Raw genomic sequence first — 16,306 nt, forward strand, 5'->3', positions numbered from 1 at the left:
ATTCATAATTCATTTATAAAACATTTAGTGATAAATTGCAATATATTAAGCACGAATGCATAATAAATACAGATTATTCACCTTTGTTTTTCTTAATGATGTCTTCAGCAATTGATTTAGGCACTTCTTCATAGTGATCAAATACCATTGAGTAAGTACCGCGACCTTGCGTATTAGAACGTAAGTTAGTCGCGTAACCGAACATTTCTGCTAATGGTACGAATGCACGAACAACTTGAGCGTTACCACGAGCTTCCATACCTTCAACACGTCCACGACGGCTTGTTACGTCACCCATAATATCTCCCATGTATTCCTCAGGCATAACTATTTCTACCTTCATCATAGGTTCTAAAATTACAGGATCACATTTTTTAGCAGCTTCTTTAAGTGCTAATGAAGCAGCTACTTTGAAGGCCATCTCAGATGAATCGACATCATGGTAAGAACCATCGAATAATTTCGCTTTAACGTCGATTAATGGATAACCAGCTAATACACCGTTTTCCATAGAATCTCTAAGACCTGCTTCAACTGAAGGAATATATTCACGTGGAACTACCCCTCCGACGATAGCGTTTTCGAATACGAATCCGCCGCCAACTTCGTTTGGTGAGAATTCGATATGAACGTCACCATATTGTCCACGACCACCAGATTGACGTGAGAATTTACCTTGAACAGCTGCAGTTGTTTTGAACGTCTCACGGTAAGATACCATTGGCGCCCCAACTGTTGCTTCAACTTTAAATTCACGTTTCATACGGTCAACTAAGATATCTAAGTGTAACTCACCCATACCACCGATAATAACTTGTCCAGTTTCCGGATCAGTATGCGCGTGGAAAGTCGGATCCTCTTCTTGTAATTTTACAAGAGCGTTCGTCATTTTATCTTGGTCAGCTTTAGATTTAGGCTCAACAGATAAGTGAATAACTGGTTCCGGGAATTCCATAGATTCTAAGATTACTTGGTTCTTCTCGTCACATAAAGTGTCACCCGTTGTAGTATCTTTTAAACCTACTGCAGCAGCGATATCACCAGAGTAAACTGTTGAAATCTCTTCACGTGAGTTGGCATGCATTTGTAAAATACGTCCAACACGTTCACGTTTACCTTTAGTAGCATTTTGTACATAAGAACCTGAGTTTAATGTACCAGAATATACACGGAAGAATGTTAATTTACCAACGAATGGGTCTGTCATAACTTTAAACGCTAATGCAGCGAAAGGTGCTGAATCATCAGGTTTAGCTATGATTTCTTCATTTTCATCATCAGCAGCATGTCCAACAATTGGCTTAACATCTAATGGTGATGGTAAGTATTCAATTGCAGCATCAAGCATTAACTGAACACCTTTATTTTTGAATGCAGTACCAGCTAATACTGGATAGAATTCAACGTCACAAGTTGCTTGACGAATAGCAGATTTCAATTCTTCAACAGAAATCTCTTCGCCACCTAAGTACTTATCCATTAAATCTTCATTAACATCCGCTACTGCTTCAATTAGTTGTTCACGCATAGCTTCTGCATCTGCTAAATATTCTTCAGGAACATCTGATACTTCAATGTCAGTACCTAAATCATTTGTAAATGTGTGAAGCTTCATTTCAACTAAATCAACGATTGCATTGAATTGATCTTCAGCACCAATTGGCATTTGAATAGGATGTGCATTTGCTTGTAATCTGTCATGTAACGTGCCTACAGAGTAATTAAAATCCGCACCAGTTTTATCCATCTTATTGATGAATACGATACGAGGTACTCCATAAGTCGTTGCTTGACGCCATACAGTTTCAGTTTGTGGTTCAACACCTGATTGTGCATCAAGTACTGTAACCGCACCATCAAGTACACGTAATGAACGTTCAACTTCAACAGTGAAGTCTACGTGTCCAGGTGTATCGATGATGTTGATACGATGGCCATTCCACTGAGCTGTTGTAGCAGCTGAAGTGATTGTGATACCACGTTCTTGTTCTTGTTCCATCCAGTCCATTTGTGAAGCACCTTCATGTGTTTCACCAATTTTATGGATACGACCAGTATAATAAAGAATACGTTCAGTAGTCGTCGTTTTACCAGCATCGATGTGAGCCATGATACCGATATTACGCGTGTTCTTCAAAGAGAATTCTCTTGCCATGGGTATTCTTTCTCCTTCCAGGATTGGTTTATTTTATAGAAGTATAGCCTAACAGTCACATATAGACAGCAAGCTGCCATGTGCGACTGGAAAGGCTATAATTCATCTTACCAACGATAGTGAGCAAATGCTTTGTTTGCTTCTGCCATTTTATGAGTATCTTCACGCTTCTTAACAGCACCACCAGTGTTGTTAGCAGCATCTAAGATTTCATTAGCTAAACGCTCTTCCATAGTTTTCTCACCACGAAGACGTGAGTAGTTTACTAACCAACGTAAACCTAAAGTCGTACGACGCTCAGCGCGAACTTCTACAGGTACTTGGTAGTTAGAACCCCCAACACGACGAGCTTTAACTTCTAATACAGGCATAATATTGTTGATTGCTTCTTCGAAAACTTCCATTGCATCACGACCAGAACGTTCTTGAACTAAATCGAATGCATTGTATAAGATTTTTTGAGCAGTACCACGTTTTCCGTCAATCATAATTTTATTGATTAATTTAGTAACTAATTTAGAATTATGAATTGGATCTGGTAATACATCTCTTTTTGCAACAGGACCTTTACGAGGCATATTAATATCCTCCTTTCTTAAGTATATTTTTTTGATTGTTTTATGTCTATTAAGAAGGCATCATTTACACAAATGAAATACTGTTAATAGAATTTATCGTTTTTAATGCTTATTTTTTCTCTTTAGGTTTTTTAGCACCGTATAAAGAACGTCCTTGCATACGGCCGTCAACACCTGAAGTATCTAATGCTCCACGTACGATATGGTAACGTACCCCCGGTAAATCTTTTACACGACCTCCACGAATAAGTACTACACTATGTTCTTGTAAGTTATGTCCGATACCAGGAATATAAGCATTAACTTCGATATTATTTGATAAACGCACACGTGCATATTTACGTAACGCTGAGTTAGGTTTTTTAGGTGTCATAGTTCCTACACGAGTACAAACACCACGTTTTTGTGGAGATGCTAAATCTGTAGCTTTTTTCTTATGACTGTTATAACCTTTGTTTAATGCAGGCGCAGTTGATTTTTTAACTTTAGAAGTTCTTGGTTTTTTAACTAATTGGTTAATAGTTGGCATTCTAAATGTCCTCCTCTCTCTTCTTTAATTCCACACATCCAGGTGGTTCATTTTTAAGGTAAATAAAAATTTGTAAGAATACCGCCTTACAAAGCGGGTCTCAAGTGTGCAACGACTGTTGCCCGAACTTGAATTCCATATTGTTTGCCCAGCGTTTCTTTCGAATCACTGAATTCAATAGGTATTTCTTGCTGGTATGCTAGTAATAGCACATTAGTTAATAAGTGGATCTCGGTATTCTGTGCAATCACAATATGATCGACAGTTCCTTTCCTAAGTGACTTTAACGTCTCCTTAAGTCCCACAACATATTGACTAGAGTGCATAACTTTTTCATTAGACATCATTATCCTCCAAAGCTATAGAGCTACTCATCAACCTAAACAATATTATCATCTTTTAAGCCATACGTCAACTATATAAAAAATAACATTTAAACAAATCGTTTAAATGTTATTTAAGTGTTATAGGATCATTAACAATTCTTCTATAATCGATGGTGCCATAAGGATGTTCTTTCACGTTTTTCATAGTATCTAGAATTAATACTTCTCTTTTATGAGTAAATATCGGTATCATATATTCTATTTGCACAACTTTCTAAAATTCTATCCTTATTTTCATCAAACGACAAAAAAAGCGACAGATCTACATAATAATGTCGTCTTTTATAAGAATCTTGAGTTTTAATTAGCACTCTACATCACTTATTTTTTAGCATTATAGCATATTATTTAAAATTTGAGTAATTTTTTACTTCTCAAAAATATAAAAAAGACGAGACACGAATGTCTCGTCTTCTTTCACTTAATTATTAACAGTTGTTTCTTCAGTTTCTGGTACAACCTTATCATATTCAACGTCTCTGTAACGTCTCATACCTGTACCAGCTGGAATCAATTTACCGATAATAACGTTCTCTTTAAGTCCAAGTAAGTCATCTCGCTTACCTTTAATTGCTGCATCCGTTAACACACGTGTTGTTTCCTGGAATGAAGCTGCTGATAAGAAACTTTCTGTCTCAAGAGAAGCTTTCGTAATACCAAGTAATACTGGCTTCGCTGTTGCTGGGTGTTTTCTTTCTTTAAACACTTTTCTGTTTGCATCTGTAAATGTATGGATATCTACTAATGCACCAGGAAGTAATGAAGTGTCTCCTGCTTCGATGATACGTACTTTACGTAACATTTGACGTACCATTACTTCTACGTGTTTATCAGAAATTTCTACCCCTTGCATACGGTAAACTTTTTGTACTTCTTTTAGTAAGTAACTTTGTGTTGCATTTAAACCTGCGATTGCAAGTAACTCTTTAGGCTCAATTGAACCTTCAGTCATTACTTCACCACGCGCGATTTTCTGACCGATTTCAACTTTAAGTCTTGCGTTACCAGGCGCTAAGTACGTACGTACTTCATTTTCACCTTTAACTTTAATTTCTTGCATACGATCTTTTACGATATTAATATCGATGATTTCACCGTTAATTTCAGAAATTACAGCTTGACCTTTCGGATTACGCGCTTCGAATAACTCTTGAATACGCGGTAAACCTTGAGTGATATCGGCACCGGCTACCCCACCTGTATGGAACGTACGCATTGTAAGCTGTGTACCAGGTTCACCGATAGATTGTGCAGCAATTGTTCCAACTGCTTCACCAACTTCAACTTTTTCACCTGTTGCAAGGTTTTTACCGTAACATTTTTCACATACACCGTGACGTGTATTACAAGTAAATGCTGAACGGATATGCATTTCTTCAATGCCAGCATCAACAATTGATTTCGCAATTTCAGGTGTGATTAATTCGTTAGATTGGACTAATATTTCTTTTGTTTCTGGGTGTCTAACTGTCTCTCTTGAATAACGACCTTCAAGACGTTCAATAAATGGTTCAATAAGTTCTGAACCTTCACGAATCGCTGATACAAGTAATCCACGGTCTGTACCACAATCCGGTTCACGAACAATAACATCTTGTGCTACGTCAACAAGACGACGTGTTAAGTAACCAGAATCGGCTGTTTTAAGTGCTGTATCGGCAAGACCTTTACGGGCACCATGTGTCGAGATAAAGTATTCTAATACCGTTAAACCTTCACGGAATGATGATTTGATTGGTAACTCAATGATTCGTCCAGATGGGTTGGCCATCAGTCCACGCATACCTGCTAGCTGCGTAAAGTTAGATGCGTTACCACGGGCACCAGAATCACTCATCATGAAGATTGGGTTTAAGTCATCTAAAGAGTTCATTAACTTCGCTTGAATATCATCTTTTGCTTTTGTCCAGATTTCGATAACAGCTGCATAACGTTCACTCTCAGTAATTAAACCACGCGTGAATTGTTTTGTAACTCTATCTACTTTCTCTTCTGCAGCATCAATAATTTCCTGCTTATCTGGTAATACTACGATATCAGATACACCTACAGTAATACCTGCACGTGATGAATACTTAAATCCTAAGTCTTTCATTCTATCTAACATCATTGAAGTATCTGTTATATGGAACTTATTAAATACTTCTGCAATGATCTGACCTAAGAATTTCTTATTAAAAGGTCTAACAAGTGGTGTTTCATCCAATAATTTGAGAAGTCCTTCTTCAGTAATATCAGTTGCATTGATAAAGTATCTGTCTGGTGTTCTTGTTTCTAAGTTAGATAAAGTTGGTTCATTAATATATGGGAAAGATTCCGGCATAATTTCATTGAATATTACTTTACCAACAGATGTTAACAATAACTGTTTGTTTTGTTCGTCTGTAAATGTAGGATTATTAAATGACCCTGCATAAACGGCGATTCTTGAATGTAAATGAACATAACCATTCACATAAGCCATGATAACTTCATTTGCGTCTTTAAAGATTTTACCTTCACCAATAGAACCTACACGCTCTAATGTTAAGTAATAGTTTCCAAGTACCATATCCTGAGATGGTGTAACTACTGGCTTACCATCTTTCGGGTTTAAGATGTTTTGTGCTGCTAACATTAACATACGTGCTTCAGCTTGTGCTTCTTTTGATAAAGGTACGTGAACGGCCATTTGGTCACCATCGAAATCGGCATTGTAAGCAGTTGTTACAAGCGGGTGAAGACGAATTGCACGTCCTTCAACTAATGTTGGTTCAAACGCCTGGATACCTAAACGGTGAAGTGTTGGTGCACGGTTTAACAGTACTGGATGTTCACGAATAACATCTTCTAACACATCCCATACTTCTGCTTCCATGCGCTCAATTTTACCTTTAGCATTCTTAATGTTTGTAGCAATTTCACGTTCAACAAGCTCTTTCATAACAAATGGCTTAAATAATTCAAGTGCCATTTCTTTAGGAAGACCACATTGATACATCTTTAAGTTAGGTCCTACTACGATAACCGAACGACCAGAGTAGTCTACACGTTTACCAAGTAAGTTTTGACGGAAACGACCTTGTTTCCCCTTAAGCATATGTGACAAAGATTTTAATGGGCGGTTACCTGGTCCAGTAACCGGACGGCCACGACGACCATTATCGATTAACGCATCAACTGCTTCTTGTAACATACGTTTTTCGTTTTGAACGATGATGCCAGGAGCACCTAAATCTAATAAACGTTTTAAACGGTTGTTACGGTTAATGACACGACGATATAAATCGTTCAAGTCACTTGTCGCAAAACGTCCACCATCTAATTGAACCATCGGACGAATTTCAGGTGGGATAATCGGCAGTACATCTAAAATCATCCATGAAGGATCATTTCCTGAGTTACGGAATGATTCTACTACTTCAAGACGTTTAATTGCACGTGTTAAACGTTGACCAGTTGCAGATTCTAGTTCTTCACGTAATGAACGCAACTCTTGATCTAAATCGATATCAAGAAGTAAATCTTTAATCGCTTCAGCACCCATTTTTGCAGTAAATTGACCTGGGAATTTATCATAGTATTCACGATATTCTCTTTCAGATAATAACGTTTTCTTCTCTAGACCCGTTGGCCCTGGATTAATTACCGCATAAGAAGCAAAGTAGATGACTTCTTCTAAAGAACGTGGTGACATGTCTAGTAATAATCCCATACGTGATGGAATGCCTTTAAAGTACCAGATATGTGATACTGGTGCTGCAAGTTCAATGTGACCCATACGTTCGCGACGTACTTTTGATTTTGTTACTTCAACGCCACAACGGTCACAGACCATACCTTTGTAACGTACACGTTTATATTTTCCACAGCTACATTCCCAGTCTTTTGTCGGACCAAAAATCTTCTCACAGAATAAACCATCTCTTTCAGGTTTTAATGTACGGTAGTTAATTGTTTCTGGCTTTTTTACTTCACCGAAACTCCAAGAACGGATTTTTTCAGGTGAAGCGAGACCTATCTTCATGTAATGAAAGTTATTTACATCAATCAAAGCCCTACCTCCTTAGTATATTAAAAATTTTTCTATATCATAATGAAATTTAGAGATGATTCAGCCTCGGCCGAATCATCGGTTAATTCTTCCGAGACAGTGATTATTCAGTGATCTCAGCTTCTGGCATCGGCGCTTTAGCAATATTAATCTTAGAATCAACGAAATCGTCATCTTCTAAATCACGCATTTCAATTTCTTCATCTTTATTATCCATTACTTTAACGTCTAAACCTAAACTTTGTAACTCTTTCATAAGTACACGGAATGATTCTGGAACACCTGGACGTGGAATGTTTTCACCTTTAACAATTGCTTCATAAGTTTTAACACGCCCTACAGTATCATCTGATTTGTACGTTAAGATTTCTTGTAAAGTATACGCCGCACCGTAAGCTTCAAGTGCCCATACTTCCATCTCACCAAAACGTTGTCCACCAAATTGCGCTTTACCACCAAGTGGTTGTTGTGTAACAAGTGAGTAAGGTCCAGTTGAACGTGCATGTAACTTATCATCAACCATGTGGGCTAATTTAAGCATGTACATTACACCAACTGATACACGGTTATCGAATGGTTCACCAGTACGTCCATCATAAAGTACTGTTTTACCGTCACGTGCCATACCAGCTTCTTCGATTGTTGACCAAACATCTTCATCGTTCGCTCCATCAAATACTGGAGACGCAACATGCAGACCTAAGTTTTTAGCAGCCATACCTAAGTGTAACTCTAATACTTGTCCGATATTCATACGAGAAGGTACCCCAAGTGGGTTTAACATGATGTCGATTGGTGTGCCGTCAGGCATAAATGGCATATCTTCTTCTGGTAAGATACGTGAGATAACCCCTTTATTTCCGTGACGTCCACACATTTTATCCCCAACGTGAATTTTACGTTTTTGAACGATGTAAACACGTACTAATTGGTTAACACCTGGTGGTAACTCGTCGCCATCTTCACGATTGAAGACTTTAACGTCTAATACGATACCATCAGCACCGTGTGGTACACGTAATGAAGTATCACGTACTTCACGCGCTTTTTCACCGAAGATTGCATGTAATAAACGTTCTTCAGCCGTTAATTCAGTAACCCCTTTAGGCGTTACTTTACCAACTAAGATGTCACCATCACGTACTTCAGCTCCAACGAAAATGATACCACGATCATCTAAGTTTTTCAGTGCATTATCTGAAACGTTCGGAATGTCACGTGTGATTTCTTCAGGTCCAAGCTTCGTATCACGCGCTTCTGATTCATATTCTTCAATATGGATAGAAGTATATACGTCGTCTTTCACAAGACGTTCGCTCATGATTACAGCATCCTCATAGTTATAACCATCCCAAGTCATAAATCCAACAACTACGTTACGTCCAAGTGCCATCTCACCAAGTTCCATAGAAGGACCATCTGCTAAGATTTCACCTTTCGTTACGATGTCACCAGCTTCAACGATTGGACGTTGGTTGTAACAAGTACCAGAGTTTGAACGTGCGAATTTCGCTAATTTGTATACATCTAAATCTGTTTCGATTTCTTTTCCGCCTTCTTCAACAATACGGCGAACTTTAATTTGACGTGCTTCTACGTGTTCCACACGACCTTTATATTTCGAAACTACTGCAGCTCCAGAGTCACGCGCAGCTACGTGTTCCATACCCGTACCAACAAATGGCGCTTCTGGATTCATTAAAGGTACTGCTTGACGTTGCATGTTCGCACCCATTAATGCACGGTTCGAGTCATCGTTTTCTAAGAATGGGATACATGCAGTCGCTGCAGAAACAACCTGTTTCGGCGATACATCCATGTAATCCATACGTTCACGTGCCATGACTGTGTTATCTCCACGGAAACGACATACAACTTCATCATCTAAGAACTTACCATTGTCATCTAAACGCGCATTCGCCTGAGCAACTACGTAAGCATCTTCTTCATCTGCTGTTAAGTAGTCAATTTGGCTTGTTACTGTATTGGTCTCGATATCAACTTTTCTATATGGTGTTTCAATGAAACCAAATTCATTTACGCGCGCATAACTTGAAAGTGAGTTGATTAACCCGATGTTTGGGCCCTCAGGTGTTTCAATCGGACACATACGGCCATAGTGAGAATAGTGAACGTCACGTACTTCCATACCAGCACGTTCTCTTGTTAAACCACCAGGTCCTAATGCAGATAAACGACGTTTATGTGTAAGCTCGGCTAATGGATTTGCCTGGTCCATGAACTGAGATAATTGAGAGCTACCAAAGAATTCTTTGATAGATGCAATTACAGGGCGGATGTTGATTAATTGTTGTGGTGTTACAGATTCAGTATCTTGCAAACTCATACGTTCGCGCACAACACGCTCCATACGACTTAACCCAATACGGAATTGATTTTGTAGCAATTCACCTACCGAACGTAAACGACGGTTACCTAAGTGGTCAATATCATCCGTAAATCCAACACCTGCTAGTAAGTTAAAGAAGTAACTTACAGAAGATAAGATATCTGCTGGGGTAATACATTTCACCTCATCATCTGGGAAAGCATTACCAATAATTGTCGTTGTACGTTTCTCTTCATCTCCAGGAACGTAAACTTTAACGGACTGAATTTCAATCGGTTCATCTAATAAGCCATTATCTAAATCATAAACTTTTTGGTTTGCATTGCTTTCTAGCACATCCATAATTTGATCTAAATTACGACGGTCTAATAGTGTACCTTCTTCAGCTACGATTTCACCTGTCTCAGTATTCACAATCGGCTCAGCTAACACTTGGTTAAATAGACGATGTTTTAAATGTAATTTTTTGTTCATTTTATAACGCCCAACGCTTGCTAAGTCATAGCGTTTTGGATCAAAGAAGCGAGAGTATAATAAACTCTTAGCATTCTCAACTGTCGGTGGTTCACCTGGACGTAAGCGTTCATAAATTTCAAGCAATGCAGCTTCTGTTGATTCAGTGTTATCTTTATCTAATGCGTTACGCAAATATTCATTATCACCTAATAGGTCAATAATTTCTTGATCCGTACTAAATCCTAACGCACGGAGCAACACCGTAATTGGAAGTTTACGTGTACGATCAATACGTACAAATACAACATCCTTCGCATCAGTTTCATATTCAAGCCATGCACCACGGTTAGGGATTACAGTCGCACCGAAGCTGACTTTACCGTTTTTGTCTACTTTGTCATTGAAATAAACTGACGGTGAACGAACAAGCTGAGACACGATAACACGTTCGGCACCGTTAATAACGAACGTACCTGTATCAGTCATTAATGGGAAATCACCCATAAATACTTCTTGTTCTTTCACTTCACCTGTTTCTTTGATGATTAAACGAACCTTAACACGAAGTGGTGCAGCATAAGTTGCATCACGGTTTTTCGATTCATCTAAATCGTACTTTGGTTCACCTAATTTGTAATCTACAAACTCTAATGATAAGTTACCTGTGAAGTCTTCAATCGGAGAAATGTCTTTAAACATTTCGATTAAACCTTCTTTTAGGAACCAATCATAAGATTTCGTTTGAATCTCGATTAAGTTAGGTAGTTCTAGAATTTCGGAAATTCTCGCATAACTTCTACGTTTACGATGTCTTCCGTATTGGATAAGTTGACCTGTCAACAGATTCACCCCTCAAAAAATTGTGGTGCACACTTATTCATATAGCGTTGTTAAGACAAAAAGAAAACGGAAATCAGATCATTCCATTTTCATTTTCTTTTGCTCATCCGACATCTATAAAAGATAGAAAAGTGCACACTTATTCATTTAAAATTTTACATTCTATTACTATAACAGACAGATTGTATAAGGTCAACCTTTTACACTCTTTAATATATAGTAGCCTTTATCTTTCTTAAGCACTGTGACATTACCAAAAACCTCATCCATCTTTTTCCTCGCTGATGGCATCCCTTGTTTCTTTTGTATTACAACATATAGTGCACCTCGATGTTCTAATATGTTATAACTATCTGAAAGAATGCGATGTACAACATCTTTACCCGCACGAATAGGCGGGTTTGTAATAACTGCATCAAACTGTTCAGTTACTTCATTTAAACCATCGCTTTTATAAATCATGGCGTTATTAATTTTGTTTGTCACGGCGTTTCTTTCTGATAAAGCTAACGCACGCGTATTCACATCCACCATATGTACTGTTGATTCTGGGAAATGATTTGCTACCATCAATCCCATCGTACCGTATCCACATCCTACATCTAAAATACGTTCAGGTTGTGCATCATCCAAAAATGTTTGTACAAGTAATTTTGATCCGAAATCGACGCCGCCTTTAGAAAACACACCGGCATCGGTCGTAAGTTTTAAGCTATGACTCCCCATATTAAAATCGATTGTACTTTCATGACTTGCTACCGTTTGTTCTTCACTATAATAATGACTCACTCTGACACCTCACTTATTTCAACTCAGCGCAATGCGCGCTCAGTTGAAATTATACTAATATAAAGCAAGAAAAACCCGTTATATACATAACGGGTTTTAAACAAAAGAGAAATTATTTAACTTCTACAGTTGCTCCAGCTTCTTCTAATTTAGCTTTTAATTCTTCAGCTTCGTCTTTAGAAACAGCTTCTTTAACAACTTTAGGAGCGTTGTCAACTAAGTCTTTAGCGTCTTTTAATCCTAAACCAGTTGCTTCTTTAACAGCTTTAACAACTTTGATTTTTGAAGAACCAGCAGATACTAATTCTACGTCAAATTCAGTTTTCTCAGCAGCAGCACCTTCGCCACCAGCAGCACCAGCTACAGCTACAGGAGCAGCAGCAGTTACACCAAATTCTTCTTCGATTGCTTTAACTAAATCGTTTAATTCTAAAACTGACATTTCTTTAATCATTTCGATAATTTTTTCGTTAGACATGTTTTATTCCTCCATTTAAATTTTAATTAGTTTTTATGAAACTTGTTTTAAGAGCTTACGCTTCTTCAGCAGCAGTTTCTTCTCCGCCTTGTTGCTCTCCAACCGCTTTAACTGCATATGCGAAGTTGCGGATTGGTGCTTGTAATACTGAAAGAACCATAGAAATAAGTCCTTCTTTTGATGGTAAAGATGCAATAGCTTTAACATCTTCAGCAGACGTTACAGTTCCTTCGATGATACCAGCTTTAATATCTAACGCTTCGTTTTCTTTAGCGAAATCAGCGATAATTTTAGCTGGAGCAACAACTTCCTCAGTTGAGAATGCGATAGCGTTTGGACCTGTTAAGAATTCATCAATTCCTTCAATTCCAGCAGCAACAGCAGAACGACGAACTAAAGTGTTTTTATATACTTTGAATTCCACGCCAGCTTCACGAAGTTGTTTACGTAGTTCTGTTACTTGCGCAACTGTTAAACCACGGTAGTCAACGATGATTGTTGATACTGAATTTTTTAACTGTTCAGTAATCACGTCAGCTTTTTGTTGTTTGATTTCGATCGCTTTTGTACTCATTGTGACACCTCCATTAAGATTTTCGTGCTTTTCTAATAAGAGTATTAAAAAAGCACTTTTCACCCATGGCAAAAAGTGCTTGAAATGTTCAAGTCAAATTTCACCTCGGTAGGATTATTAAGCTTAACGCCCCTACTGTCTTAGGTTATTTATAAAATACAAATTACACTATATCGTGAAACTTGAATCTTGTCAATTGTTTTTAAAAATTAGTTTCTTACTTCTGATGGGTCGATTTTAATACCAGGGCCCATAGTTGTTGTTACAGCAACTGTTTTGAAGTAAGTACCTTTAGATGAAGCTGGTTTAGCTTTAGCTAAAACATCTTTAAGTGTGTTAAAGTTTTCAACTAATTTATCAGCATCAAATGATACTTTACCGATTGCAGCATGAACGATACCAGATTTCTCAGCACGGTATTCTACTTTACCAGCTTTGATTTCTTGAACCGCTTTCGTTACATCCATAGTAACTGTTCCAGTTTTAGGGTTTGGCATTAAACCTTTAGGTCCAAGTACACGACCAAGTTTACCAACTTCTCCCATCATATCTGGAGTTGCAACGATAACATCAAAATCGAACCATCCTTGGTTAATTTTATTGATGTATTCTGAATCACCAACGAAGTCAGCACCTGCTGCTTCAGCTTCTTTTAATTTTTCACCTTTAGCAAATACTAATACACGTTGAGTTTTACCAGTACCATTTGGAAGTACTACAGCCCCACGGATTTGCTGATCGTTTTTACGCACGTCAATTCCTAGACGGAATGCAACTTCAACAGATGCATCAAAGTTAACAGTGCTCGTTTCTTTCGCAAGTTTGATTGCTTCTTCTACAGAGTAGAATTTTGTGCTATCAACTTTTTGAGCGGCTTCTTGATATTTTTTACCTTTTTTAGCCATTGTTCATTTCCTCCTTATAGTGGTTTTAGCGGAATTTCCTCCCACGGGCATTGCTATATACAATGCAAGAGCAGACGAGTTAACGTCTGCTTAAATCTTGATTCTATTATTTAATTTCTACACCCATACTACGAGCAGTACCAGCAACAATTCTCATTGCCGCTTCTACGCTTGCTGCATTTAAATCTTCCATTTTAGCTTCAGCGATTTCACGTACTTGATCTTCAGTTACTGTAGCAACTTTATTTTTGTTAGGTTCACCAGAACCTTTCTCAATTTTAGCTGCTTTCTTAAGTAATACTGCTGCAGGTGGTGTTTTAGTGATAAATGTAAATGAACGGTCTTCAAATACAGAAATTTCAACCGGAATAATTAAACCTGCTTGTTCTTGTGTACGTGCGTTAAATTCCTTACAGAATCCCATAATGTTTACACCCGCTTGACCTAATGCTGGTCCAACTGGTGGTGCTGGATTTGCTTTCCCCGCAGGGATTTGTAATTTAACAACTTTGATTACTTTTTTAGCCACGATGTGCACCTCCTTGATATCGTGATGTGGTCACAGGGTATGATATTTACCCTCCCACTCATATACGTGCATTTGCACGACTATAAAATATTACCACTTTAAACCCATTTTGGCAAGTGAAAATTTACAATTATTTATAAAATGAATATTATAATTTTTCAATCTGGTCAAATTCAACTTCAACAGGTGTTTCTCGTCCAAACATATCAACGAGCACTGTTAATTTATATTTCTCTGCATCGATTTCTTTTACTTCACCAACCTGATTCGTGAACGGTCCACTTGTAACACGCACTTGTTCACCAAGTTCAATCTCAACATCGATTGTCTTTTCATTCATACCCATAGATTTCAAGATAAATCTTGCTTCTTCAGGTAATAATGGATTTGGTTTAGATCCAGCGCCAGCCGAACCTACAAACCCAGTAACTCCTGGAGTATTACGTACGACATACCACGATTCATCTGTCATCACAAGTTCTACAAGGACATATCCAGGGAACGTCTTTTTGAGACTCGTTTTCTTTTTCCCGTCTTTAATCGTTGTTTCTTCCTCTTCAGGAATTACTACACGAAAAATTTGATCCTGCATGTTCATTGATTCAAGACGTTTTTCTAAATTGTCTTTTACTTTATTTTCATATCCTGAGTATGTATGAACCGCATACCAGTGTTTTTTACTTTCCTCAGACATTTAATATGCCTCCTTATTTAATTAATCGAATTAATTCCGTAATCCCCATATCGATAAGGAAAAAGAAAATGATAAAGAAGATAACTGTCGCTACAACAATTGATGTGTCTCTTACAACTTCTTGTCCCGTAGGCCAAGTCGTCTTTTTCATCTCAGAAACTACACCTTGAAAAAAGTTTTCTTTATTTTCCATTTGGTCTTGCCTCCAATTTTATTGAATGATAAAAAATATACCGAACGTGAACATCCGATATATTTTTATTTATATTCACTTATTATACTATGCATCGTTTTGTTATAATCCTAGTTAAATATACAAATTATCTTAAACTTTGTCAAACGTCTCCATCATCCAGTAAATGTTTTCTGATTTTACGTCTTAGTCTTACAATTGCATTTTGAATCGTCTTTATGGACTCATCTTCTAATAGTGCCATCGCTTTGACGGATAACCCATCTTGTACATAGTCTAAAACTTTACTTTCAAGCAGACTGAGTTTTAAGTTTGCTGGCGTAAGTGCGTCCGTCAATGCATAATACTCGCTCATAACTTCTGGCCTTAATGCATTGACATCGACAATATGTTCAGCAACCGGGCGATCATAACGGTCCACCATATCAATACTGATTTCTTCTACATCACGTGAACCTTTATTTTGTTTCATCATATTTAATAGCGCGAATTTCAGCATATGATAGTAATAGCGTTCGAAAGAATCATTGCGCTCTTTTTTATAGTTCAGTGCAGTTTCATACAATGTTATTAAACATTGCTGATAGACTATAGCACGTTCAATGTAGTAATACTTTCTAATATAAACTTCCATTCCATTTTGCATACGCACAACTAAAGTATCAAAGCAATCCAGATTTCCATTTTGTATTTCATACACAATTTCCTCTAAAGTCATTACAACGTAAGGAGAAGATTTTTCACATAGTGTTAAGTATGTTATAAGCATGACGGCCCTCTAGTTTTTAACTATAGCGTAAATTGTTTTAAAGATTAT

The 16,306-nt window shown here is 37.5% G+C and carries 14 protein-coding genes and 1 other annotated feature; all 14 genes read right to left on the reverse strand.

Features of this window, described 5'->3' with window-relative positions; all coding sequences use genetic code 11:
- Nucleotides 1-73 precede the first annotated feature (73 nt).
- Nucleotides 74-2,155 carry an elongation factor G gene (gene fusA, locus QNJ52_RS07590; protein ID WP_219493298.1) on the reverse strand — a complete coding sequence of 694 codons (2,082 nt, stop codon included), beginning with the start codon at nt 2,153-2,155 and terminating at the stop codon, nt 74-76.
- Between the two features lie 107 nt (nt 2,156-2,262).
- Nucleotides 2,263-2,733 (reverse strand): 30S ribosomal protein S7, encoded by a 471-nt coding sequence (rpsG, locus tag QNJ52_RS07595; protein ID WP_015912362.1) that lies wholly within the window; start codon nt 2,731-2,733, stop codon nt 2,263-2,265.
- Nucleotides 2,734-2,842: 109 nt separating this feature from the next.
- The gene (gene rpsL, locus QNJ52_RS07600) at nt 2,843-3,262 is read right to left on the reverse strand and encodes a 30S ribosomal protein S12 (protein WP_015912363.1); all 420 of its coding nucleotides are present in this window, start codon (nt 3,260-3,262) and stop codon (nt 2,843-2,845) included.
- 86 nt (nt 3,263-3,348) lie between these two features.
- A complete protein-coding gene (locus QNJ52_RS07605) occupies nt 3,349-3,606 on the reverse strand; it encodes a ribosomal L7Ae/L30e/S12e/Gadd45 family protein (RefSeq protein WP_283722233.1) in 258 nt (85 codons plus the stop codon).
- 463 nt (nt 3,607-4,069) lie between these two features.
- On the reverse strand, nt 4,070-7,681 hold the full coding sequence (gene rpoC, locus QNJ52_RS07610) for a DNA-directed RNA polymerase subunit beta' (protein ID WP_283722234.1): 3,612 nt from the start codon (nt 7,679-7,681) through the stop codon (nt 4,070-4,072).
- 103 nt (nt 7,682-7,784) lie between these two features.
- Nucleotides 7,785-11,327 (reverse strand): DNA-directed RNA polymerase subunit beta, encoded by a 3,543-nt coding sequence (gene rpoB / locus QNJ52_RS07615; RefSeq protein ID WP_219493303.1) that lies wholly within the window; start codon nt 11,325-11,327, stop codon nt 7,785-7,787.
- A 192-nt stretch (nt 11,328-11,519) separates the two neighbouring features.
- Nucleotides 11,520-12,116: a class I SAM-dependent methyltransferase gene (locus QNJ52_RS07620; protein WP_419956624.1), complete on the reverse strand. Its 597-nt coding sequence runs from the start codon at nt 12,114-12,116 to the stop codon at nt 11,520-11,522.
- A 112-nt stretch (nt 12,117-12,228) separates the two neighbouring features.
- Nucleotides 12,229-12,594: a 50S ribosomal protein L7/L12 gene (gene rplL, locus QNJ52_RS07625; RefSeq protein WP_015912367.1), complete on the reverse strand. Its 366-nt coding sequence runs from the start codon at nt 12,592-12,594 to the stop codon at nt 12,229-12,231.
- A 55-nt stretch (nt 12,595-12,649) separates the two neighbouring features.
- Nucleotides 12,650-13,168: a 50S ribosomal protein L10 gene (gene rplJ / locus QNJ52_RS07630; protein ID WP_219493305.1), complete on the reverse strand. Its 519-nt coding sequence runs from the start codon at nt 13,166-13,168 to the stop codon at nt 12,650-12,652.
- A gap of 37 nt (nt 13,169-13,205) precedes the next feature.
- Nucleotides 13,206-13,331, reverse strand: a sequence feature (ribosomal protein L10 leader region).
- A 46-nt stretch (nt 13,332-13,377) separates the two neighbouring features.
- Nucleotides 13,378-14,073, reverse strand: coding sequence for a 50S ribosomal protein L1 (gene rplA / locus QNJ52_RS07635; RefSeq protein ID WP_015912369.1), 696 nt, complete (start codon nt 14,071-14,073; stop codon nt 13,378-13,380).
- 106 nt (nt 14,074-14,179) lie between these two features.
- Nucleotides 14,180-14,602 (reverse strand): 50S ribosomal protein L11, encoded by a 423-nt coding sequence (gene rplK / locus QNJ52_RS07640; protein ID WP_041636217.1) that lies wholly within the window; start codon nt 14,600-14,602, stop codon nt 14,180-14,182.
- 148 nt (nt 14,603-14,750) lie between these two features.
- Nucleotides 14,751-15,296 carry a transcription termination/antitermination protein NusG gene (gene nusG / locus QNJ52_RS07645; protein WP_086043520.1) on the reverse strand — a complete coding sequence of 182 codons (546 nt, stop codon included), beginning with the start codon at nt 15,294-15,296 and terminating at the stop codon, nt 14,751-14,753.
- Nucleotides 15,297-15,309: 13 nt separating this feature from the next.
- Nucleotides 15,310-15,489, reverse strand: coding sequence for a preprotein translocase subunit SecE (gene secE, locus QNJ52_RS07650; protein WP_086039301.1), 180 nt, complete (start codon nt 15,487-15,489; stop codon nt 15,310-15,312).
- 142 nt (nt 15,490-15,631) lie between these two features.
- Nucleotides 15,632-16,258, reverse strand: a complete 627-nt coding sequence (locus QNJ52_RS07655) for a hypothetical protein (RefSeq protein WP_219493307.1) — start codon at nt 16,256-16,258, stop codon at nt 15,632-15,634.
- Nucleotides 16,259-16,306 lie beyond the last annotated feature (48 nt).

Origin of the sequence: Macrococcus sp. S115, assembly GCF_030067655.1 — a bacterium.
In the GTDB taxonomy this organism is placed as follows: Bacteria; Bacillota; Bacilli; order Staphylococcales; family Staphylococcaceae; genus Macrococcoides; species Macrococcoides psychrotolerans.